This window comes from Chelatococcus sp. GCM10030263 (assembly GCF_042666455.1).
In the GTDB taxonomy this organism is placed as follows: Bacteria; Pseudomonadota; Alphaproteobacteria; order Rhizobiales; family Beijerinckiaceae; genus Chelatococcus.
The window spans coordinates 1-21,006 of sequence record NZ_JBHTDB010000009.1; the positions used below are offsets into that span (position 1 = coordinate 1).

Annotated in this window: 21 protein-coding genes, 1 tRNA gene and 2 pseudogenes; 8 read left to right on the forward strand and 16 right to left on the reverse strand. The window is 63.3% G+C overall.

Features of this window, described 5'->3' with window-relative positions:
* The first annotated feature begins 15 nt into the window (after positions 1-15).
* Positions 16-92, forward strand: a tRNA-Met gene (locus ACFQU1_RS18875).
* 153 nt (positions 93-245) lie between these two features.
* Here ACFQU1_RS18875 and ACFQU1_RS18880 read toward each other — a convergent pair.
* On the reverse strand, positions 246-731 hold the full coding sequence (locus tag ACFQU1_RS18880) for a hypothetical protein (protein ID WP_378135527.1): 486 nt from the start codon (positions 729-731) through the stop codon (positions 246-248).
* Positions 732-1,272: 541 nt separating this feature from the next.
* Positions 1,273-1,947: an alpha/beta fold hydrolase gene (locus ACFQU1_RS18885; protein ID WP_378135530.1), complete on the reverse strand. Its 675-nt coding sequence runs from the start codon at positions 1,945-1,947 to the stop codon at positions 1,273-1,275.
* Between the two features lie 111 nt (positions 1,948-2,058).
* Here ACFQU1_RS18885 and ACFQU1_RS18890 point away from each other — a divergent pair, with 111 nt between their 5' ends.
* Complete coding sequence (locus ACFQU1_RS18890) at positions 2,059-2,853, forward strand: AraC family transcriptional regulator (protein WP_378135532.1); 795 nt, start codon at positions 2,059-2,061, stop codon at positions 2,851-2,853.
* A gap of 69 nt (positions 2,854-2,922) precedes the next feature.
* Here the strand turns inward: ACFQU1_RS18890 and ACFQU1_RS18895 are convergent.
* Positions 2,923-3,495: pseudogene (locus ACFQU1_RS18895) on the reverse strand (NADPH-dependent F420 reductase); the annotation flags it as partial.
* A gap of 145 nt (positions 3,496-3,640) precedes the next feature.
* Positions 3,641-3,946, reverse strand: coding sequence for a putative quinol monooxygenase (locus tag ACFQU1_RS18900; RefSeq protein ID WP_378135534.1), 306 nt, complete (start codon positions 3,944-3,946; stop codon positions 3,641-3,643).
* Between the two features lie 130 nt (positions 3,947-4,076).
* On the opposite strand from ACFQU1_RS18900, the pseudogene ACFQU1_RS18905 reads away from it, so the two are divergent.
* Both ACFQU1_RS18905 and ACFQU1_RS18910 read left to right on the forward strand, forming a co-directional pair.
* Positions 4,077-4,697 (forward strand): annotated as a pseudogene (locus tag ACFQU1_RS18905) (LysR family transcriptional regulator); the annotation flags it as partial.
* A gap of 25 nt (positions 4,698-4,722) precedes the next feature.
* Positions 4,723-5,004 carry a LysR substrate-binding domain-containing protein gene (locus ACFQU1_RS18910; RefSeq protein ID WP_378135536.1) on the forward strand — a complete coding sequence of 94 codons (282 nt, stop codon included), beginning with the start codon at positions 4,723-4,725 and terminating at the stop codon, positions 5,002-5,004.
* Between the two features lie 288 nt (positions 5,005-5,292).
* Here the strand turns inward: ACFQU1_RS18910 and ACFQU1_RS18915 are convergent, their stop codons facing one another.
* The 6 genes from ACFQU1_RS18915 to ACFQU1_RS18940 all read right to left on the reverse strand — a co-directional run bounded on the left by ACFQU1_RS18915 (position 5,293) and on the right by ACFQU1_RS18940 (position 9,987).
* The gene (locus tag ACFQU1_RS18915; protein ID WP_378135538.1) at positions 5,293-6,111 is read right to left on the reverse strand and encodes an SDR family oxidoreductase; all 819 of its coding nucleotides are present in this window, start codon (positions 6,109-6,111) and stop codon (positions 5,293-5,295) included.
* 23 nt (positions 6,112-6,134) lie between these two features.
* Complete coding sequence (locus tag ACFQU1_RS18920; protein WP_378136761.1) at positions 6,135-6,938, reverse strand: HpcH/HpaI aldolase/citrate lyase family protein; 804 nt, start codon at positions 6,936-6,938, stop codon at positions 6,135-6,137.
* Between the two features lie 78 nt (positions 6,939-7,016).
* Entirely contained in the window at positions 7,017-7,748 is a 732-nt protein-coding gene (locus ACFQU1_RS18925; RefSeq protein WP_378135540.1) for an amino acid ABC transporter ATP-binding protein, read from the reverse strand.
* On the reverse strand, positions 7,729-8,385 hold the full coding sequence (locus ACFQU1_RS18930; protein WP_378135542.1) for an amino acid ABC transporter permease: 657 nt from the start codon (positions 8,383-8,385) through the stop codon (positions 7,729-7,731). The genes ACFQU1_RS18925 and ACFQU1_RS18930 overlap by 20 nt, the downstream gene beginning before the upstream one ends.
* On the reverse strand, positions 8,382-9,104 hold the full coding sequence (locus ACFQU1_RS18935; protein WP_378135544.1) for an amino acid ABC transporter permease: 723 nt from the start codon (positions 9,102-9,104) through the stop codon (positions 8,382-8,384). Before ACFQU1_RS18935 ends, ACFQU1_RS18930 begins: the two co-directional genes overlap by 4 nt.
* 70 nt (positions 9,105-9,174) lie before the next feature.
* Positions 9,175-9,987 (reverse strand): transporter substrate-binding domain-containing protein, encoded by an 813-nt coding sequence (locus ACFQU1_RS18940; RefSeq protein ID WP_378135546.1) that lies wholly within the window; start codon positions 9,985-9,987, stop codon positions 9,175-9,177.
* A 392-nt stretch (positions 9,988-10,379) separates the two neighbouring features.
* Here ACFQU1_RS18940 and ACFQU1_RS18945 point away from each other — a divergent pair, with 392 nt between their 5' ends.
* Both ACFQU1_RS18945 and ACFQU1_RS18950 read left to right on the forward strand, forming a co-directional pair.
* Positions 10,380-11,150 (forward strand): FadR/GntR family transcriptional regulator, encoded by a 771-nt coding sequence (locus tag ACFQU1_RS18945; protein ID WP_378135548.1) that lies wholly within the window; start codon positions 10,380-10,382, stop codon positions 11,148-11,150.
* A gap of 119 nt (positions 11,151-11,269) precedes the next feature.
* Positions 11,270-12,187, forward strand: a complete 918-nt coding sequence (locus ACFQU1_RS18950; RefSeq protein WP_378135550.1) for an NAD(P)-dependent oxidoreductase — start codon at positions 11,270-11,272, stop codon at positions 12,185-12,187.
* A gap of 210 nt (positions 12,188-12,397) precedes the next feature.
* Here the strand turns inward: ACFQU1_RS18950 and ACFQU1_RS18955 are convergent, their stop codons facing one another.
* From ACFQU1_RS18955 to ACFQU1_RS18975, 5 genes are all read right to left on the reverse strand, one after another.
* Complete coding sequence (locus ACFQU1_RS18955; protein ID WP_378135552.1) at positions 12,398-13,153, reverse strand: CoA-transferase subunit beta; 756 nt, start codon at positions 13,151-13,153, stop codon at positions 12,398-12,400.
* A complete protein-coding gene (locus ACFQU1_RS18960) occupies positions 13,150-14,043 on the reverse strand; it encodes a CoA transferase subunit A (RefSeq protein ID WP_378135554.1) in 894 nt (297 codons plus the stop codon). The genes ACFQU1_RS18955 and ACFQU1_RS18960 overlap by 4 nt, the downstream gene beginning before the upstream one ends.
* Positions 14,044-14,066: 23 nt before the next feature.
* A complete protein-coding gene (locus ACFQU1_RS18965) occupies positions 14,067-15,566 on the reverse strand; it encodes a tripartite tricarboxylate transporter permease (protein ID WP_378135556.1) in 1,500 nt (499 codons plus the stop codon).
* Between the two features lie 10 nt (positions 15,567-15,576).
* The gene (locus ACFQU1_RS18970; protein WP_378135558.1) at positions 15,577-16,035 is read right to left on the reverse strand and encodes a tripartite tricarboxylate transporter TctB family protein; all 459 of its coding nucleotides are present in this window, start codon (positions 16,033-16,035) and stop codon (positions 15,577-15,579) included.
* Positions 16,036-16,135: 100 nt separating this feature from the next.
* Positions 16,136-17,113, reverse strand: coding sequence for a tripartite tricarboxylate transporter substrate binding protein (locus tag ACFQU1_RS18975; RefSeq protein ID WP_378135560.1), 978 nt, complete (start codon positions 17,111-17,113; stop codon positions 16,136-16,138).
* A 248-nt stretch (positions 17,114-17,361) separates the two neighbouring features.
* Here ACFQU1_RS18975 and ACFQU1_RS18980 point away from each other — a divergent pair, with 248 nt between their 5' ends.
* Entirely contained in the window at positions 17,362-18,405 is a 1,044-nt protein-coding gene (locus tag ACFQU1_RS18980) for a LacI family DNA-binding transcriptional regulator (RefSeq protein WP_378135562.1), read from the forward strand.
* Positions 18,406-18,507: 102 nt separating this feature from the next.
* A complete protein-coding gene (locus ACFQU1_RS18985) occupies positions 18,508-19,662 on the forward strand; it encodes an iron-containing alcohol dehydrogenase (protein WP_378135564.1) in 1,155 nt (384 codons plus the stop codon).
* A 37-nt stretch (positions 19,663-19,699) separates the two neighbouring features.
* Here ACFQU1_RS18985 and pcaF read toward each other — a convergent pair whose 3' ends face one another.
* Positions 19,700-20,902 (reverse strand): 3-oxoadipyl-CoA thiolase, encoded by a 1,203-nt coding sequence (pcaF, locus tag ACFQU1_RS18990; protein ID WP_378135566.1) that lies wholly within the window; start codon positions 20,900-20,902, stop codon positions 19,700-19,702.
* Between the last annotated feature and the right edge of the window lie 104 nt (positions 20,903-21,006).

Sequence of the window (21,006 nt, forward strand, 5' to 3'; positions counted from 1 at the left end):
CCAGACATCAGTTGACGCGGGGTGGAGCAGCCCGGTAGCTCGTCAGGCTCATAACCTGAAGGTCACAGGTTCAAATCCTGTCCCCGCAACCAACGATTCTTGCGAAAGCAAGGCACCCAAAACCCCGGCCTCCGAAAGGACGCCGGGGTTTTTCTTGTTCGCCGCGAACCGAAGGACCGCGGCGAGGTCGCCGCGCAGCACGATCGCCAGCTCTGCATCGTCGGGCGCGAGCGTCACTTGATCGATCAGCGTGCGGAACACCTCAGCCGCCTCGGCTCGCCATCCTCACTCTGCAGGCTCTCGTACAGAGCGGCTACGCGCTGGCGGTAGATCTCCGCTATGTTCGGATGCAATAGCGACGTGGGCTCTTCGGCGTTGGAAAGCAAGTCGATCAGCGCGGCCTTTCGCGCCTCGAGCCGCTTCATATCCTCGACGATGGCTTCGATCGGACCGCCTGCCTTGATAGCAGCCAGCAACTTTCCGAGCTCGCGTTCGATACGCGGAAGCTCGTCGCGCGTGGCCGCAAGGCCCGCTCCACGCTCAATCCGCAGCCGGTTCGCCTCGCGGGTAAACTCGTCGCAGAATTCCTTGAACAGCTCCGGCTCCATCAGGTGCGTCCGCAAGCCGCTCAGCACCGAGGCTTCCAATGCATCGCGTCGGATATTTAGCCGGTTGTCACAGGTGCCCTTATTCCGTGCTGTCGCGCAGCTCAGCAGATCCTTCGAGATCATTGTGTATCGAACACGTCCGACGCAAACTCTTCGGCATCGTGGCGACGAGTTTAGCAGTGGAGCGCGAAGCGTGGCTGGAAGAAGCCCGATGCATGGCGCGCGACGCCCTGCGCCTGGCCGGGAGCGAATAATGCCAACTGCAATTGAGTACACACAATCGCCATCTTGATGCGCGGTTGCAGGCGTATCGAACTTGGCTCGCCGAGCTCGATGGCGAGCGCCGCAAGCTCAAACCTGATGCGCCGGTCTACAACCCGTTCATTCGCAACCAAGTGAACGTGCAGCTGTGCTAACCTGAAACAGCCGTGCGTAGAGGAGTGCGCATCGCAGCACCGTTCGACCTCCCGGCGGTAGTGAGGTAATCACGCCGCTAATCTTGGAATTTCCCGCACAACCAATCGCAAGAATCGGGTGTTGCGGGGCCCCCGCAACCACTCCACGCTGCGCCCGAACACGCACGCTTACGCTGTTATACGAAGGCGCTGGCGGAAGGCTTAATCTGGTCGCGCGCCCTCAACGGTGATGAAGGCCTGCGTAATCACTATCGCATTGCGTCGAGCTTGGTCAGGATTGCCAAGAACTGATCAGGCGCTGCAGCGATAATGTTGTGCCTGGTGGGCACCTCTTCGATCCGCCAGTCCGCGAGCTTTTTGAGGCGGTCGACCGTCGGAGGGAACGGGCTGTCGGTCCACCCTGTGGCGTAGACAAAGAGCTTCTCTCGAACCTCTTTCCATCGCCCGGCAAGTCGGATCTTCTGGAGAAACGACGCCATGGGATGCGGCCGGCAACGTGGGTCCATATGCGCGGGAGGTCGAACGCCAAAGCCGTCCTCGTCCGCCCCGTCAATGGCGATCGCTCGGAAGTGGTCGTTGACCAAGCCCCACCAGGAATCGCCATCCTCGGGCACAAGCGCGTCGATGTAGACGAGCGCAGATATGCGCTCGGGCATCCGATCCGCCACCCCTGTTATCACCATCCCACCGTAGCTGTGCGCGCAAAGAACGACGTCGGAAAGATCCTCGAATTCGAGTACGTTGGCCACATCGAGAATGTGTGTGTTTAGGTTAGGTCGCGCCGCCGCGAGGTGCACCCGTTCGCCCAATCCCGTGAGTGTTGGAGTAAAGACTTCATGTCCAAGTGCACGCAGCTTGCGGCCGAAAGGCGTGATCTCACAGCCTCCATGCCAGCCGCCCGCCACGATAACAACGTTCGCCATCCGTCAACTCCTCGTCAATGCCCTGCCGTGGGGCGCGTCAAGGGACTTAGCCCTTTTAGTCACGAAGGAATTTAGATATTCTACCAATCCATTATCAAAATCAGTCAATCAATGCGGCAGCCTCTTCAATATCCATGGACGGATTTCGATGTGGACGGAACCGTCGTTCCGGCAATTTCGGTGCGCGTTGACGTCATCGAAACGGGAGCGGAGGTAGCCGATCATCAGCACCGCAAGGGTCAGCTCGTTTTTGCGCTGGCGGGGGGCGTAACGTGTCGCGTTCCCATCGGCTTATGGATGGTACCGACGCATTGCGCGGTTTGGATTCCAGGAGGTATAAAACACAGCAATATCGCGACCGCCAATGCGAAGCTTTTCTTCGTTTATATTGAACCTGGCGCTGCTGATCTTCCGGCTCGATGCTGCACCGTTTCAATCTCGCCGTTGTTGCGCGAACTGATCGTTGAGCTTTCCGAACGTCCGGATACGAATGACGGTGATGAGCTTCTGACCAAGGTGCTGCTCGCCGAATTGCCACGTATGCCTGTCCAGCAGCTATATCTGCCGATTTCATCGGAACCGCGTCTCAGACACATTGCCGATGCATTGACCACGAACCCTGCCGACCGAACCACGTTAGGCGCGTGGGCCAGTCGCGTCGCACTCAGTGAGAGCAGCCTCAGCCGCTTGGTGATCAAGGAAACAGGATTGACCTTCGGACGCTGGCGACAACAGCTGCACCTGATCGTCGCTATACGAGAATTGTCCAATGGCGCGACAGTCCAGCAGGTTTCGGCCAACCTGGGCTACGAATCCGTCGCGGCATTCATCACCATGTTCAAGAAGGCACTCGGCAAGCCGCCGGCGAAATACCTTGCCAGTGTTATGCACGACAACCGCACATAGATGATCGATGCTAGAGAGCCGGCGAAAGGCCGAACCAGGGCAAAACTCTCCATTTCCATCTGGCGAGGCTCACGTGTGGCGCACCTTTGCGAAGGCGAAACCCCGCGGCTGGCCGCGCTTGGTCGCGAGGTCTATCCACAGCATGGCGAGCGACTCCAGGAGGCGCGCGGCGCGCAGTGGCCCGGCATCGATCGCATCGAATCCGAGATCCGCGACCAAACCGAGCAAGAGCGGCTTCCTGTCTTCGTCGTCGCCGGCCACGAGCATCATCGGCTTTGGCTGAAACGCGGCCGCGTCGGCTATATTCTCCGCGCCGGTCTGGTTCAATGTCTTGAACACGCTCGCCCCTTTCGCCCATTCGGCGACCTGTTCGCCACCCGAAGCGTCGAAGCCGATCGTGAGATGGAGGCCGTCCGCACCTATGCCGAGCGGGTTGGTGCAGTCGATCAGGACCACGCCGGACAGATCGCCCAGCGCCTCGATCGCGGGTCGGGCCGCCGAGAAGGGAATCGCGAGCACCACGATTTCAGCGTCGCGCCGTTCACTGGCTGGTTGCAGGCGCTCCTGCGGCAGGTCGGCATATTTCGGACTTTCGGGATGGAGGACGCCAAAACGGACGTCGTGCCCTTGCCCTAGCCAGCCCCGCCCGAGCGCCGACCTGGCCCGCTCCGACGATCAGGATTCGTTTCGTCATGTTTATACGCCCCTTCGCAGGCCAGTTTCGTTCCGGCCGACACTAAGCCAGCATCATCCTTGGCACGGCCCGCCCGGCGGACCCCAGCCCCGCTCAACGGGACCACTCCACGCCTGGGCCTATGTAGTGGCGCATCTCAATGATCTCGCTCACGAAGGGCTGGATGGCGGCGAAGAAGGGCGGAAAATGTTGGCCTTTCCGGAATTTCTGAAGATGGTCGGCGGTCGACGTCCAGCGGATACGCAGGATGAAGCAGGTCGGCGCCTCTTCGCACTGAGTGAGATCGAAGCCGAGACATTCGGGAGATGCCTGCAGGCTCTCGCCAGCTGTCTGGTAGGCCGAAATCAGATCGTTCCCACTATGCTCTGTCAGTTCGTAGCGGATATATTCGACGATCATGGTGTGGTTCTCGCGAAGGCTGCAGAATACGGGGACTGTAGTTAGCGTGGTCGTATCTCAGCGGTGAAATCGGGGTTCTGATAGCTTCGTAGACTTGCGCGCTTCGCAATGGAACTGATATCCGTTCATAATGGATATCGATAAAACTAAGATCAGGCAGCTCGATTTCTCGCTGCTCCTGATTTTCGACGAGCTTGTGCGCCATGAACGCACAACGGTCGTGGCCGCGCGGCTGGGCCTCAGCCAGTCGGCGATCAGTCACGCGTTGACGCGCCTGCGCAATCTTTTCGACGATCCGCTTTTCGCGCGCCGGCCGGACGGACTGACGCCCACCAGGCGCGCGCTCGAACTCGCGCCGAAAATCCGCGATCTCATGCGCTTGACGCAAGATGTCGTCGGCGGGCGCGCGACTTTCGATCCGGCTACCTCCGCAAGGCTGTTCAGGCTGGCCGCCAACGATCTCGTTTCCACGCTGCTCGGCGCGCCGCTCCTGGCGAAGCTGGCGACGGAGGCGCCGGGAACACGGCTGACGACCCGCTTCGCGGTCGGCGAGGCAGCTCTCGAAACCCTGCGGAAGGACGAGATCGATCTGGCGATCGGCCGCTTCTACGAGGTTTCCGACGAGTTCGAATCCAAGGTTCTCTTGCAGGAGAGCTTCGCTGTGGTGGCGCGTCGAGGCCATCCGGCCATCACCGCATCCCTCGATCTTGAGACCTATGTCGATCTCGACCACCTGCTCGTGTCTTTTTCCGGCAGGCTGACGGGTGTGGTCGACGATGCGCTCGCTTGCCCGGCAAGGACTGAAACGCCGCGTGCGTGCCAGCGTGCCTATGTTCCTGACAGCCTTCGCTGCCGTCGCCACCAGCGATCTCGTCGCGACTGTTCCTATTCGGCTTGCAAGGCGTTTCGGGGCGGAGTTCGACCTGCGGGTGCTGGACCCGCCCTTGGCGATCGAGAGCTTTCCCATCAGCGTGGTACGACATTCGTCTACCCGGTCCGACTCTGATCTCAGATGGCTGGTCGAACGCGTTGAGGAGGTCGCCGTTAGCCTGCGTTGACCCTTTGAAAATACTCGATGGCTACCATGATAACGTGCGACAGTCGGCGGCCATGTCGCAGAATATCACGCCATGGCGTGAAATTGGCGGGGTCGAGTCGAGAGGGATTCGAACCCGTTCTATATGGAGTGTCTAAGCGGCAAATCTGGGAATCGCCCTCTCGATCAATCGCAAGAATCGGGTGTTGCGCCCTCCCGCAACCAAATCACACAAAAAGGCCGTCCCCATACAAAGGGACGGCCTTTTTGCGTTTAGTCCGACCTCAACACCCCACACGGGGCGCCGCCCCTACCAGGCCGTGAAGCCCCCATCAACAACAACATTCGAGCCGGTCATGTATGACGACGCATCGGACGCCAGAAACCGCACGACTCCGTTGTATTCGTCGATCTCGGCCTGCCGGCCCATCGGTACACGCTCGATGAAGGCGTCGATGAATTCCTTGTCGAAGGTCGCCGTCTTGACCCCGCCGAAAGAGATGAGATTCACCCGCACCTTCTTCGGCGCCCAGTAGGTGGCGAGATAGCGCGTCAGATTGACGAGCCCCGATTTCGACGCCGCATAGGAGATCGCCTTGATGAAGGGAACGCCGTCCCGCTTCTCCCGATAGGCATAGAGCGCCTGGTTGGGTGACACGATGCCGTAGATCGACCCGACATTGATGATCGATCCACGCCGCTCGGCCGCCATCCGGCTACCCACGACCTGGCTCGTCAGCATGACGCCGGTCAGGTTGGTGTTGATGATCTCGTCCCAGTATTTCTGCGGATAGACCTCGAAGGGCGCATTCTGTTCGGCAGAACCGTCGGGCTTCGAATCGATGCCGGCGTTATTGACGAGGATATGCGGCACGCCCCAGTCGGCAACGAGCGTCTCGGTGGCGGTGTCGAGGGCGGCCTTGTCGGTCACGTTTGCCTCGTAGACGCGGATTCGCTCCTCCAGGCCGGTAAATTTCTCCGCGACCTTCGCCTTGTCGAAGGGGCGGCGGCTGAAGATCGCCACCTTCGCGCCGGCCTCCGCCAGCGACCTCGAGAACTGCGTGCCGAGTTGGCCGAGCCCGCCGGTCACCACCGCCACCCGGCCCTCGACGCTGAAAGGATCGTTCATCTGTTCGTCTCCTGCCTTGGCCGTCACGCCGTCTTCGCTGCGGTGTCGATCGCCTCGCGCACGCGGCGGCAGCCTTCATTGAGGAAGAGCACATCGTTGCCCATGATGATCATGTCCACGCCGCGCTTCTTCAGTGCGTCTACGTTCTCGGCGACGGGTGGAATGCACGGCGCCATCACCTTGATGTTGCGCTGGTGGCACTTCTCCACGAGCTCGGCGAGACGCTCGTCGACCTCGGGATGCGACATGGAATAGTCGATCGAGATGCGCCGCGAGATCGAGTAATCGGCGGGGCCGAAATTGATGACGTCGATGCCTTCGACCTCCAGGATCTCGTCGATATTGTCGAAGAACTCGTAGCTCTCGGCCATCGGGATCACGAGCTTGCTGGCGTTTTCACGCTCCATATAGCTGGACCATTGAAAGCCCGGTCCGGCAAAGCCGGCGGACCGGCAGGATGCGTCGCCGCCACGGCGGCCGATCGGCGGGAACTTCGCGGCGCGCACAATGGCGCGGGCCTCGGCGGCCGTGCCGACCTGCGGCACGATCACGCCCGTCGCCCCGAATTCGAGCGATTTGCGGATGTCCCATTCATTGGTGCCGCGCACCCGGACGAGCGGCGCAATGCCTGCCAGCAAGGCGGCGAGCACGAGCTTCTCGAGATGCGCATCGACATTGACCGGGGTGTGCTCGGCGTCGATGAAGGCGAAATCGAGCCCCCAATTTCCGGCCGCCTCTATGGCCGTGGTCGAGCCGGTGTAGAAGGTTGCGCCGAAGGTCGGTTCTCCACTTCGCATCTTCTGCGCAAGTTGGTGATTTTCTGGCACTGGCAACGGTTTGCTCCCTGGTTCCGGCGGGCGTTCGCACCGCTTTGAGGACTGATGAGGATGGCGACTGCGCCCGGTCTACTTCAGGCTCGGCGCGATGAAGCTGCGCAGCTCCGGCGTGCGGGGATTGGTGAAGATCTCTTCGGAGGAGCCTTCCTCCCAAACGCGGCCCTCGTGCATGAAGACGGTGCGTGTCGCGACCCGCCGGGCGAAGCCCATCTCGTGGGTCACGAGCACCATGGTCATGCCGGCCTCGGCGAGCTCGGCAATGGTCTTCAGCACTTCGCCGGTCAATTCGGGGTCCAGCGCCGACGTCACCTCGTCGAAGAGCATCACCTTCGGCTTCATGGCGAGCGAGCGCGCAATGGCGACGCGCTGCTGCTGCCCACCGGAGAGCTCGTCAGGATAGGCGCCTGCCTTTTCCTCCAGCCCCACGCGCGTCAGCACCTCCTTGACGAGGGCAGCCTGCTCGTCGCGGGGCAGGCGCTTCACCACGCGCGGCGCCAGCGTGATGTTCTCGAAGACGTTGAGATGCGGAAAGAGATTGTAGCTCTGGAACACCATGCCCACCTCCTTGCGCAGGGCGCGGAGATGGGTACTCGCGGTGTCGACCTTGTGCCCGGCCACTTCGATCGCCCCCTTCTGGAAGGGCTCGAGCCCGTTGATGCAGCGCAGCATCGTGCTCTTGCCGGAGCCGGAGCGGCCGATGACGGCAATCACGTCGCCATTCTCGACCGACAGATTGATGCCCTTGAGAACAGGCACAGCCCCGTAGGATTTCACGAGGTTTTCAATGCGCAGCGCGGGCACTTCTTCTCTCCTTCAGCGTCTCGCTCCAGAGTGAAAGCGGGTAGCAGACGAGGAAATAGATCACCGCCACAGCGAGAAAGACGTGGAATGGCTGGAAGGTCATGTTGTTCAGGAGCTGGCCGGCGCGGGTCAACTCGACGAAACCGATGAGTGCCGTCACCGACGTGTTCTTGACGATTTGGACCATGAAGCCGACGGTCGGCCCGAGCGCGATGCGGAAGGCCTGCGGCAGGATTACGTAACGCAGCTTCTGGACGGGGCCGAGCGCGAGCGCATCGGCGGCCTCCCACTGGGTGCGCGGAATGGCTTCGATGCAGCCCCGCCAGATGTCGGCGAGGAAGGCAGTGGCGTAGATGGTCAGCGAGATCGCAGCGGCGGCGAGCGGCGGGAAATAGAGCCCGAGGAAGCTCAAGCCGTAATAGGCGAGAAAGACGACGATCAGGAGCGGCGTCGCCTGCACGAGCTGGATGTAGGACGCCACGATCATCTGCAGCCAACGCGGCCCGAGCGCTCGCATCAGCGCGAAGATGAGCCCGAAGAAGCCTCCGCCGATGAAGGTCACGACCGAAAGGACCGCGGTCCACAGGAGGCCGTGGAGGAGAAATTCGATGCTCGACCAGCCGAATGATTGGATCATGCGTCCACCTCCCGCGCGGTGGCGATCGCAGGAACGCCCATCGAGGCCAGCTTCGGCCTGCGGCGGCGGAAGAGCCATAGGCCGATGAGCCAGTAAATCAGCCTGAAGGTGAAGGTTATCGTGATGTAGATCGCCGCAACGACGAGAAAGGTCTCAAGGCTGCGGAAGGTCTGCGACTCGATCTTGGAAGCGGCGAGCGTGAGCTCCGTCGCCGAAATCGACGAAGCGATCGACGACCCGAGAAGCGTCAACGTCAATTGCCCGGTCAGAGCCGGATAGATGACGCGCAGGGCGGGGATGACGATGATATAGCGCACCACCTGCAGACGCGAGAGCCCGAGCGCCAGCCCGGCCTCGATCTGGGTGCGCGGTATGGCGAGCAGCCCCGCACGGAAGATCTCGGTGGAATAGGCGCCGAGATTGAGCGACATCGCCAGCACCGCTGCCGTATCGGCGCTGAGCCTCACGCCCATATAGGGCAGGCCGAAGAACAGAAGGAAAAGCTGCACCAGGAGCGGCGTGTTGCGGAAGGCCTCCACATAGGCGGCCCCGCAGCCTGCGGCCCATCTGGGCCCGTCGATCCGAACGATCGCCACCGTCAGGCCGATGGCGAGGCCGATGGCGATCGACTGGCCCGAGAGCACGATCGTGTTGATCGTGCCCTGGATCAGTTCCGGCGCGCGGTCGAGCACCGGCGCAAACTGCATCTGGTAGGCCATGAGACCCTTGGCTCCAGAGTGGCCGAAGGCGGAACGGCTGAAACCTGGCGCTTCTCCGGCGCCTGCCGGATCAGAAGGTCGGAAGCTTGCCGCCGGGGATCGGCACGCCGACCCATTTCTTGTGCATGGCGTCGAGCTGGCCGGTTACTTCATAGTAATAGATGAAGTTGTTCAGCCAAAGGCGCAGTTCAGGAGCGTTCTTGCGCACCGCCATCGACCAGTAGAGCGTGAAGATCGGCACGTCCTTCTTCACTTCGAAGTTCTCGAGCTTTCGCTTGGCGATGACGTCGTTGGCGACCGTGGCGACGGCGGCCGTCACATCGACCTGGCCCGAGATCAGCGCCTGCATAGCCGTTGCATCATCGTCGAAGCGAACGACCTCCAGGCCCTCGATTCCATAGCCGCTGACGGCTGCATCCTGGGTGCTGCCCTTCGGCACCGAGATCCGCTTGCCCTTGAGATCGTCGAGCGAGGTGAGCTTCATCTCCTTCGCCGCGACGAAGCGCATTTCATAAGCGCCATAGGGATTTGTCATCAGGAACAATTTGGCCCGTTCGGGCGTCGCGGTCATATGCGCGATCAGCATGTCGACCCGGCCCGATTCAAGGGCTGCGGCGCGCGACGCATTATTGACCGGCACCACGTTGAGCTTGACGCCGAGCTCCTTGGCCACGGCTTTGGCGAGGTCCACTAGGAAGCCATCGGTATTCCCGCTCGCATCAACCGTGTCATAGGGTGGAATACCGGTCAGGACGCCGATCGTGATCTGACCTTTTTTCGTGATGTCGTCGACCGTCTGGGCGAAGACTGTTCTCGCCGGCAGGGCAACGGCCACAGCCAGTGCCACCACAACCGCCGCGCGGCGGGTCAATTGTCCAATCATACTCTTTCCTCCCCAGTTCCGAGTCCCGCCTCGAGGGTTGCCCCCTTCTCGCGGGATGGTCAGACCCGGCTCTCTCGCCCAGCCTGTCCGGCCGTCGGCGCCTTCGAGCCCGATCGCGCTCCGATCGAACATTTCAGAGCTTTTGTCCTGGAGAGGACCCGCCCTGCGTCCGTATCGCTCTTGACATATGACTTATGACATAAGCTAGTGTCAACAGCGTTGACGGGTGGAGCGATCAACGAATTTGCAACCTCGCATTCGGTGCGGATGCCGCAAACCGTTGTCCTGCGTTCCCATCGCGACGTGAGTGGCCACCTTTTCGATGGCGCGAAAGTTCACAGTCGGTAGAGACGGATTGTCCGCCGCGGCAGATTACGGAACGACGATCGATCATGGCGCCTGAAAGCAAGAAGCCTGTCAGTAACCCGGCCATACGCGGCCGCGACAAGCTGTATTCGTCAGTGGTGAGTGCCTTCGAGGCGCAAATCCTGTCTGGCGAATTGCCGATCGGCGAGCGGCTGCCCTCGGAAGGCGATATCGCGCGCGACTTCGGCGTCTCGACGCGGTCGGTGCGCGAGGCCATGCAGATTCTCGAGACCAAGGGTCTCATCCGCCGTCGCCACGGCGGGCGCTCGGTCGTCGTGCGTGACGACGTGGGCGAATTCCTCGGCACGCTGGCGGTGACCGTGCGGCAGCTCTTTTCGACGGATCCGCACTATCTCGTGCAGCTCATGGTCGTGCGGCGGATGATCGAGACCGAGGTTCTGAGCCTCCTGACGGAGCGCGAGAGCCAGGCGGTTGCGGAAGTCGAGGACGCCTTGGAAGCCATGCGGCGGGCGCGCGACAGCCGGGATTTCACGGGCTTCACCGAGGCGGATGCAGCATTCCACCTGGCTCTTGTCCATTCTGCCGGAAACGAAATTCTGTCCGTCTTCTACGACAATCTCTACAGCCTCATCACCGAGGTGATCCGCGTGACGAGCCGTGTGCCGACGAAATCGCTCGAGGCAGCCTATACCGAACATGCCGATATCTTTGCGGCTTTGCGGGCTCGCGACGAGGTCACGGCCAAGACGCTCATGCGCGGGCATATCGACAACAGCGCTGCCTACCTCCGCGTCGCGCTCGAAAAGATAAACCAGAAGAACCGCCAGACCGCGTAAGCTCTGCCTGATGGTCGCACGGCCACCTTCGTGGGGATCAGACGCGATAAGAGCTTGCGGGCCCGGCGATGCTCGGCTTTCTATCGGCAGAACGCCTGATGGAGCGATGGGAGGACTGGGTGCGCGCTGTTTTTGTCGATGCTAATGCGACCTTGGCGGCCGTCATGAGGCGCCTGGTGCGGCCCGATGACGTCGAGATCGTCATCAATGACGAGCCCGATGTCGAGCCGGAGGCGCTGCCGACACGACTGGCCGGCGCAGAGATCGCCATCATCGATCACACCGCCCTGCCGACGTCCATCGCCGGCCAATGCGCGGCGCTCAAACATGTGGTTTTCCTCGGGACAGGCGCGCGCAGCTATATGAATCCGGAGGAGCTCGCCGAACGCGGCATTTCGGTTCATATCATCAAGGGCTATGGCGATACGGCTGTTGCCGAATGCGCCATCGCCCTGATGTGGGCGGCCGCGAAAGGGCTGGCCGTCATGGATCGTGAGATGCGGGCCGGCCGGTGGCTGAGGACGGATGGCATCGAGCTCAAGGGCAAGACGATCGGCCTCGTCGGCTTCGGCGGCATCGCCGCCGAAGTGGCGCGCATTGCGGCGGGAAGCGGCATGCGCGTTCTCGCCTGGAACCGCACGCCGAAATCCTCGCCGCACGCGGAATTTGTGGATATCGACACGCTCCTCAAAGAAAGCCACGTCGTCTCCATGCATCTCCTCTTGAACGACGAGACGCGCGGCTTCCTCTCGCGCGAGCGGATGGCGGCGATGCGGCCAGGGGCGATCCTGATCAATACCGCGCGCGGCGCGCTCGTCGACGAGGCCGCGATGATCGAGGCGCTCCGAAGCGGCCATCTCGGCCATGCCGGGCTCGATGTGTTCGATATCGAGCCCCTGCCGCATGATCATCCGCTCATCACGCTGCCGAACGTTACCTTGTCCGCCCATTCCGGCTTCCGCACCCCCGAAGCGAGCGACAATCTCATCAATGCCGCGCTGGACCACTGCCGCCGGATCGCCCGGCTGGGCAACTAGCCCGCGCAAGCGCATTCGCCTGATCGGGTTGAAGGGCAGCTCGGCTCGGCCGCCGTCCGCAGCAGGAGCGGGGAGGGGCGCCCGCCGTAGCCCCTTATCGCGGCATCACGAGGCCGGCCGATAGGGCGCCGCCAATCTCCCATTGACGCTACGGGGGCGCGCGACCGCTGGGGCATGGCTGTCGCAACTGGGCTCGATCGTCATTCCCTCTCAATTGGCCTCACGACCCCAACGCGCGAGGATGTCGACCGAGGCCGCGGCGAGCGCCGGCGCGATCGGCGGCAACCTGCGCAGCTTCGCCGCCCGTGGCACCTCCCAGCGGAAGCCTTCGAGCGCGGCTGCCTCGTCCACCCCGTCGGCGAGTGCCTCGAGTGTCAATTCGCCGGCCTCGAAGGTGAAGCGCGCGCGGGGGGTCACCACGCAGCGCGGACCACCGCCGCGGATGGGCGTGTCGGCGAGGCCGTTCGCGGCCGTGTGGATGCCGGGGCTCGTGGCGAAATCGACTTTCGGCACGAAACGGCGCGGGTCGTGCGGCATGAGGATGACCACCGCGCGCGCCAGTACCGCGATGTCATGCGCCCCGCCGGAGCCGACGAGCCGCACCTTCGGCTTGTCGTAGGGGCCGAGCACCGTGCTGTTCAGATTGCCGTAGCGGTCGACCTGTGCGGCCGAGAGAAGGCCGAGGTCGAAGACCCCCTGCTGCAGCATGGAGAAGACGCCGAAACAGGAGGTGACCATGGCCGTGTCGGCGACGACCGAGGGGCTGCCGGTCGAGAGCGGCGGCACCGGCGGCTCGCAATCGATGGCACCCGATTCATAGATCAGCACCGCATCGGGCGCATGCACCGCCTTGGCGGCGATGGCGGCGAGCGACGGAACGCCGATGCCGACGAAACACACGTCGGCGTCGGCGATCTCCTGAGCGGCAAGCGCGACGAAACGGATGGGGTCGGTGATCTCGGTCATGACGCGCTCGACAGTTCGCGGGCGTTGGCCGCCTTGAGCGCCTCAAGGCGCCCCGGCGGGAGCTGCGCCAGATGATCGGCGAAGGATGAGGTTTTCCGGATCTCCCTGTCGATCCAGGCGGCGAGCGCGTCGCTGGAACGGGCGAGCTTGTCCCAGGCGGCATAGGCCTCGTCGTCGCGGCCATAGAAGCCCTCCACATAGGAGGGATAGGCGCCGCCTGGCACGTGGCAGACGGCCGAGATACGGAAGCCCGGCAGCACGGTGCGGTCCGGCCGTGCGCGGATGACCTCGCGCGGCACGATCTGCTCGACGGTCGCGATGATGCGCCGGCTCGCGAACGCGCCGTCGAGCGTGTCGCCGGAGAGGCCGTAAAGCTGCACATTGCCTTCGCTGTCCGCATATTGCGCGTGCACCAGCGCGACATCCGGATTGAGCGCCGGCACGGCGGCAAGCTGCTCGCCGGTATAGGGGCAGGTCACCCGCCGAACGTCGATCCTCCCCGGCAGATCGCCGCCGGTGAGAGAGGCCGTGGGCAGGAAGGGCACGCCCATGGCGCCGGCATGGAGCCGCAGCACCATCGCGAAATTGGTCCAGTCCTCGACCTCGATCGTTCCGGCCTCGGCGGCTCGGCGGAAGGCATGCGCCAGCCCTAGCCCGGGATTGCCGAGATAGCCGAACACGACCTTGCCGACCGAGCCGGCGGCGATCATCAGGTCGAAGAGAATATCGGCGCCGGAGCGACAGAGAGTCAGCCCTGTGATGTTCTGCCGGATGATCTCGTGAGCTGCGGCGAAGGGGATGCACTGGCCAAAGCCGCCGACGAAGACGGTATCGCCCGCATGGACATGCCGCGACACGGCCTCCGGCAGGGTCGTCAAACGATCTCTCAAGGCAGATGTCCTTCAGGCTTGAGCTAGACTTCCGAATCCCCGCCGCGGACGCGCGCCACCGTCTGATGCGTGGCGAGGCCGATGAAGGCGACCGCGACGAGAATGAGGGTGAGCGCGATGGGGCGGGTGAAGAAGACCGAGAAATCGCCGCCGGAAATCTCGAGCGATTGGCGCAGCGACTGTTCCATCAGCGGACCGAGGATCAGCGTCAGGATCATCGGCGCGAGCGGAATGTCGACCTTCTTGAAGAGATAACCCAGGATGCCGAATACCGTCATGGTGCCGATATCGAAGGCCTGCCCGTTGACGCTATAGGCGCCGAGCGCACAGAAGCCGAGCACGAAGGTGAAGAGGATGGCGCGCGGGATCTGGATGATCTTGATCCACAGCGGAATGAGCGGCAGGTTCAGCACAAGCAGAATGGCATTGCCGATGCAGAAGCTCGCGATGACGCCCCAGACGAGATCCGCGTGGTCGCGGAAGAGGAAGGGCCCGGGCACGATTCCGTTCATCATGAAAGCGCCCATGATGATGGCGACCGTCGGCGAACCGGGAATGCCGAGCGTAAACAGCGGGATGAGCGCGGCATTGGAATAGGCGTTGTTGGCTGTCTCGGGACCCGCCACGCCTTCGATCATGCCGGTACCGAATTTCTGCGGCGTCTTCGACAGCTTGCGCTCGGCCACATAGGACATGACCGTCGGCACGATGGCGCCGACGCCTGGAATGAGGCCGAGGAAGAAGCCGATGCCGGTGCCGCGGACGATCGGCATCGCCGAGCGGCGGATGTCGTCGCGCGTCAGCCGCAAGGTCGGCGCCTTCGCATTGAGCGAGGCGTCGCCCTCCTTGCGCTCAAGCCCGATCAGGATCTCACCGACGCCGAACAGGCCCATGGCGACGACGACCACGTCGATGCCGCCAAGCAGGTTGAGATTGCCGAAGGTGAAGCGCGGAGCGCCCATGACGGGGTCGATGCCGACCATGGCGACGAGCAGCCCAAGGATCGCGGAAATGAGCGCGCGCACCAGGGAATGGCCGGCGAGGCCCGTGACGAGCGACAGTCCGACCAGCATGAGCGCGAAGAACTCCGGCGGGCCGAATTTCAGCGCAAGGGTCGTGAGCGGGGCGGCGAGCAGCACGAGCCCGGCCGTCGCGACGATGCCGCCGATGAAGGAGCCGATCGCGGCGATGGCGAGCGCCTGTCCGGCGCGGCCCTGTTTCGCCATCTCGTAGCCGTCGAGGCAGGTGATGGCGGAGGCGCCTTCGCCGGGCACATTGACGAGCACCGAGGTGATCGTGCCGCCATACATGGCCCCGTAATAGATGGCCGCCAGCATGATGATCGCCGGCGTCGGGCCCATGGAGAAGGTGACTGGCAAGAGAATGGCCGTGCCCGCCACCGGGCCGATGCCCGGGAGAACGCCGACCAGCATTCCAAGGATGCAGCCGATGAAGGCGAAGGCGAGATTGGTGGGCTCAAGAGCCGTGCCGAAGCCGGCCATCAGCAGATCGAAACTCGTCATGGCCGCTGCCTCACCACGAGAAAAGCCCAGGCGGAAGCGGCTGGCTCAGGAGTTTTGTGAAGAGATAATACACGCCGAAGCTGCCTATGGCTGCCAGCACGACGATCTCGATTGGATTGCGGCGCCCGAAGACCGTCAGCAGGACGAGATAGAAGACAAAGGCCGTGATCGGGAAACCGAGCTGGCTCATGCCGGCGGCAATGCCGAGGAGACCGGCGATCGCGGCGATGATGCGAAGATACCCCGATCTTTCGGGAAAAAAATCGGCGGGCAGCGGCGGGGACCAGCCAAAGGTCGCTTGCGCGATCATGATGATGGCAAGCAGCGCGAGCAATCCGCAGAGCCAAAGCGGGAAAAAGCCCGGCCCCGGACCCATCACCGTCGCATAGGGCAGTTGCGCGGCCGTGTAGCCGAGAAGCGCAGCAACCGGCAGCAGAATGAAGCCCGTGATCTGAAGAGCAAGGCGCATGAGATGGATCGACCGCGCTGCGGAGTGAGTAATGAAATGCTTTACGAGCGTAGAAACGGCGATGGCGGCTGTCAACCGCCACCATCTCGTTGTCTAAGGCTCATTTCGCACGCATGTTCGCCATGATGGGCTTCATGCGCTCTTCGGTATCGACCCAGAAATTCTCGTAAGCAGCAGGGTCCAGATAATAGGGCCGGACACCGAATTCATTGAGTTTCTTCTGATGATCGGGGGATTCGACGACCTTCTTCACAGCCGCCGTCAGGACGTCGACGACCGGCTTCGGCGTCTTCGCCGGGGCGAGAATGCCGGTGGCTGAGGCCAGGATGACATCATAGCCTTGCGATTGCATGGTCGGCACGTCCGGCATGGCCGGATCCGGCTTGTCGGAGGCGACGCCGAGGGTGCTGAAGGTCCCCGCCTGCTTGTTGGCGAGCGCATCGGCGACGCCGCCCGCCATGGCCTCGACATGGCCTCCGAGCAGCGCCGTGACCGAGGGCGCCCCGCCGGTGAAGTGGACGGAGGCGAATTTGGCCCCGCTGGCCTGTTCGAGCGCCAGCACCATGGAATGCGGATTGGCGAGCAGGCCGCTGTCGCTGATGCGAATCGTTCCGGGCTTCGCTTTGGCGGCTTCGACGAAGTCCTTCAAGGTTTTGTACGGGCTCGTTGCCAGAACAGACAGCGTCATCGGCGTATAGTGATGCATGCCGATGGGCTGAAAGTCCTTGCGGGTATAGGCGGCGCCGCGCGTCGGATCGAGATAATGCGTGGTGACCGTCGGCAACACCGCATAGGACAGGGTATAGCCGTCCGGCGATGCGCGCATGAGCTCGGTCAAGCCGACCTGCGAGCCCGCGCCGGCCTTGTTGACGACCTGGACGGGCGTTTCGAGGGTCTGTTCGAGCCCCGCCGCCATCATGCGGGCGGCCGTATCGGTGACGCCGCCGGCCGCATAGGGCACGATGAGGGTGATGGTCTTGCCCTTGATCGGAAAGGCGGTCTCGGCTCGTGCCGCCTGGCCGACGGACAGCACGGCGATCAAGGGCAGCACGGCCTTCACGAGCGACGAAAGGGTCATTCCTGGGCTCCTCCTGGACTGAGATCGCTGGCCGATCTTCTGACTGAGCCGCCTCCCGGCGACGTCTTTGAACTGTTTCAAGCTAAGCCCTCTTGCCGGTCGCATCAATGCGTGGATAACAGTGGCAGCCAAGATTTCTGCCGGCGCCGGCCCGCAAGACACCGGATGTCGAGGCATGCCATCGCTGTTGCGCTTGACCCGGCGGGGGCCATAATCGAGGGTCGCGCTAGGGATGACGGGGTTTCGTCTTGGAAAAACGCAAACTGACGATCGCGGATGTTGCGGCGCTTGCCGGTGTCTCGGTCGGGACGGTGTCGAACGTCCTCAACCAGACGATTCCGGTGAGCAAGGCCAAACGCGATCGCGTGCTCAAGGCGATCAAGGACCTCGGCTATTCCCAGAACATGCTGGCCCATGGCCTGCGTCGCAAGCGCTCGCCGGTGGTGGGGCTATGCGTGCCGCATACCTCGATCGCGTATTTTTCCGCGCTGGTTGACGCCTTCGAGGAAGTCGCCTCGAGCAACGGCATCGAGATCATGCAGGTGTTGAGCCGGCAGGATTCCCGCACCGAATACGAGCGGGTGCAGTCGCTCCTGAAATACCATGTCGGCGGGATTCTGCTCGTGCCGAGCATGGAGCCCGAGGAGACCTTCGCTATGCTCAAGGCCTCGGGCGTGCCGGTCGTCGTCGTCGACAGAGCCCCGCAAGGCTTCGATTTCGATCGCGTGACCTTCGACAACACCACCGCCATGCGCCAGGCGACCCAGGAACTGATCGACCGCGGCCACCGCAACATTCTCTTCATCGTGCGCCAGCGCCGCCTCATCGTCACCGTGCAGCGTGTGCAAGGGCTGAACGAGGCGGCCGCCGCCGCCCCGAGCCCGGTGACCACGAAGGTCTTGGAATCCGGCCCCGACGAAGCGACCTTGACGGCGCTGCTCTCGATCGAGATGCAGAAGCCCAAGCGCCCGACGGCGATCATCGTCAGCAACAGCACGATTGCGGCCGAGGTTTTTCGGGCTCTGCGCGTGCTCAAGCTCAATTGCCCGAAGGACGTTTCGCTGCTCGCCTTCGACGAGCCGGAATGGGCCGATCTGATCACGCCATCCCTGTCGGTGGTGCGCCAGCCGACCCGCGAAATCGCGCGCATGGCCTGGACCTTTCTGATCCAGCGCATGAAGAACCAGGCGGATTCGACACAGCAGATTCAGTTGGAAGCGAAGGTCATCATTCGCGATTCCGTGCGCGCCGTCGGCCGGGATGAGCCGCTCGCCTTCAGCGCGATCGCGTGAGCCCCGAGGTGGCATCAAGCACATTGCTTCTGGCACAGACCACCTTACATCGGGGCTTGGCTGCGGAGACGTTGACGCACCGATGACGTGAGGAGAAGTTCTATGGTCAGCTTTCGGCTCTGCAACCCCACGGAGATCCTGTTCGGCTCCGGCCAGATCGCCCGTTTGTCGGATCTGATCGCTCCGGGGACGAAGGTTTTCCTGCTCTATGGGGGCGGCAGCATCAAGCGCAACGGCGTCTATGATCAGGTGATGGCCGCGCTCTCCCGCTGTGAGGTCGTCGAGCGTGGCGGCATCGAGGTCAATCCCGTTTACGAGACGATCCTCAATGCGCGGGATCTCGCGCGCCGATCGGGTTCGGAACTCGTCCTCGCGGTCGGCGGCGGCTCGGTTGTCGACGCCGGAAAATTCCTGGCCACCATCATCCCGCTCGATGTGGCCGATCCCTGGGATCATCTGGCGAGCGGCAAGCCTGCCGGGAAGACCCTGCCGGTCGGCGCCATCCTGACGCTGCCGGCGACGGGCTCGGAGAGCAATCCCGTTTCCGTGATCTCCAGCCGCGAACGGCATCTGAAGATCCCCTTCGCCAACGAGGCCGCTCGGCCGCGCTTCGCCATTCTCGATCCCGACACCATGGCGAGCCTCGACAAGCGCCAGTTGCAGAATGGCGTAGTCGACGCTTTTACCCATGTGGTGGAGCAATATCTCACCACGCCGGTCAATACGCCGGTTCAATACGGCTTTAGCGAAGTCATCCTGCAGGTGCTGATCGAATGGGGGCCGCGCCTCGTGGAGAAGAACGATGCCGAGGCCCGCGAGAACATCATGTGGGCGGCGAACCAGGCGCTTAACGGGCTCGTCGGTGCCGGTGTGCCGCAGGACTGGTCGACGCATATGATCGGCCACGCGATCACGGCTCTCTACGACATCGACCATGCTCGCACGCTGTCGATGGTGATGCCGGCGCTGATGCGCTTCAAGAGCAAGGACAAGCAGGCGATGCTCGCGCGCTATGCGCGGCGCGTCTGGCAGATCGACGAGCCGGACGCGGACAAGGCTGCCGAGGAAGCCATCCGCCGCACCGAAGACTTCTTCCGCCGGATGGGTTGCCCCGTCCGCCTCAGCGATGCGACACCGGTCGAGATCGCGGCCGACGACGTCGTGGCCCATCTCGAGCGCGCCGGCCAAACGGCGCTCGGCGAGCGCCACGACATCGGCACGACTGAGGTCCGGGAGATCCTGAAGCTCGCGGCTTGAGTGGAAGCAGGGCGTGCGTGTCGCCCGCCCGCTGCCATCAGACGCGTTCGATCAGCGCGGCAATTCCCTGGCCGACGCCGATGCACATGGTCGCGACGGCGAGGCGCGCGCCGCGGCTTTCAAGACCGTTGACGCTCGTCATGGCGAGCCGCGCGCCCGACATGCCCAAGGGGTGGCCGAGCGCGACGGCACCGCCATGCGGGTTCACATGCTCGGAATCGTCGCTGAGCCCGAGTTGCCGGAGCACGGCCAGCGACTGCGAGGCAAAGGCCTCGTTGAGCTCGACCAGCTCGATCTCCCGCATGCTCTTCGCCGTCCTCGCAAGCAGCTTCTGGACCGCAGGCACCGGGCCGATGCCCATGATGCGCGGCGGCACCCCGGCACTCGCCATCGCCAGGATGCGCGCCCGAGGCGTCAAGCCATGCTTCCGTGCCGCCTCCTCTGAAGCGATGATCAAGGCGCCGGCGCCGTCATTGACGCCCGAGGCATTGCCGGCGGTCACCGTGCCCGGATTGCGGAAGGGCGTCTTGAGCTTGGCGAGCGCCTCCAGCGTCGTGTCGGCGCGCGGATGCTCGTCGCGGTCGACAACTGTGTCGCCCTTGCGGCCCTTGATGGTGATCGGGACGATCTCCCGGTCGAAATAGCCGGTCTCCTGCGCCCGCACGGCTCGCTGCTGGCTGCGCAGCGCGAAGGCGTCCTGATCTTGGCGCGAGACCTGGAATTCGGCGGCGACGTTCTCGCCCGTCTCCGGCATGGAATCGACGCCGTATTGCGCCTTCATCAGCGGATTGACGAAACGCCAGCCGATCGTCGTGTCATAGACCTCGGCTGAGCGCTGAAAAGCGGCTTCCGCCTTGCCCATGACGAAGGGCGCGCGCGACATGCTTTCGACCCCGCCGGCGATGATGAGATCGGCTTCACCGGCCTTGATCGCCCGGGCGGCCGTGCCGACCGCGTCGAGGCCCGAGCCGCACAGCCGGTTGATGGTGCTGCCGGGGGTGCTGACAGGTAGGCCCGCGAGCAGGGCCGCCATGCGCGCGACATTGCGGTTGTCCTCGCCGGCCTGGTTGGCGCAGCCGAGGATTACCTCGTCGAGCGCCTCCCAGTCGACCTGCGCGTGGCGCTCCTTGAGAACGCGGATGGGATGCGCCGCGAGGTCATCCGCCCGCACAGCCGAGAGGCTGCCGCCGTAACGGCCGATGGGCGTTCGCGCGAAATCGCAAATATAGGCTTCTCTCACGATGCATCCTTTCTCGATCCGCCGCCTCTTGCGGGCAATATGATCATTCCTTCAGGGAATTGAAGCCTGACGATGCGAGGGGAACTGCGTTTCCACTCTGCGGC

Coding starts and splice junctions, on each gene's coding strand:
- ACFQU1_RS18880 (WP_378135527.1), bottom strand. CDS start 731: ATGATCTCGAAGGATCTGCTGAGCTGCGCGACAGCACGGAATAAGGGC.
- ACFQU1_RS18885 (WP_378135530.1), bottom strand. CDS start 1,947: ATGGCGAACGTTGTTATCGTGGCGGGCGGCTGGCATGGAGGCTGTGAG.
- ACFQU1_RS18890 (WP_378135532.1), top strand. CDS start 2,059: ATGCGGCAGCCTCTTCAATATCCATGGACGGATTTCGATGTGGACGGA.
- ACFQU1_RS18900 (WP_378135534.1), bottom strand. CDS start 3,946: ATGATCGTCGAATATATCCGCTACGAACTGACAGAGCATAGTGGGAAC.
- ACFQU1_RS18910 (WP_378135536.1), top strand. CDS start 4,723: ATGCGCTCGCTTGCCCGGCAAGGACTGAAACGCCGCGTGCGTGCCAGC.
- ACFQU1_RS18915 (WP_378135538.1), bottom strand. CDS start 6,111: ATGAACGATCCTTTCAGCGTCGAGGGCCGGGTGGCGGTGGTGACCGGC.
- ACFQU1_RS18930 (WP_378135542.1), bottom strand. CDS start 8,385: ATGATCCAATCATTCGGCTGGTCGAGCATCGAATTTCTCCTCCACGGC.
- ACFQU1_RS18935 (WP_378135544.1), bottom strand. CDS start 9,104: ATGGCCTACCAGATGCAGTTTGCGCCGGTGCTCGACCGCGCGCCGGAA.
- ACFQU1_RS18940 (WP_378135546.1), bottom strand. CDS start 9,987: ATGATTGGACAATTGACCCGCCGCGCGGCGGTTGTGGTGGCACTGGCT.
- ACFQU1_RS18945 (WP_378135548.1), top strand. CDS start 10,380: ATGGCGCCTGAAAGCAAGAAGCCTGTCAGTAACCCGGCCATACGCGGC.
- ACFQU1_RS18955 (WP_378135552.1), bottom strand. CDS start 13,153: ATGACCGAGATCACCGACCCCATCCGTTTCGTCGCGCTTGCCGCTCAG.
- ACFQU1_RS18965 (WP_378135556.1), bottom strand. CDS start 15,566: ATGACGAGTTTCGATCTGCTGATGGCCGGCTTCGGCACGGCTCTTGAG.
- ACFQU1_RS18970 (WP_378135558.1), bottom strand. CDS start 16,035: ATGCGCCTTGCTCTTCAGATCACGGGCTTCATTCTGCTGCCGGTTGCT.
- ACFQU1_RS18975 (WP_378135560.1), bottom strand. CDS start 17,113: ATGACCCTTTCGTCGCTCGTGAAGGCCGTGCTGCCCTTGATCGCCGTG.
- ACFQU1_RS18985 (WP_378135564.1), top strand. CDS start 18,508: ATGGTCAGCTTTCGGCTCTGCAACCCCACGGAGATCCTGTTCGGCTCC.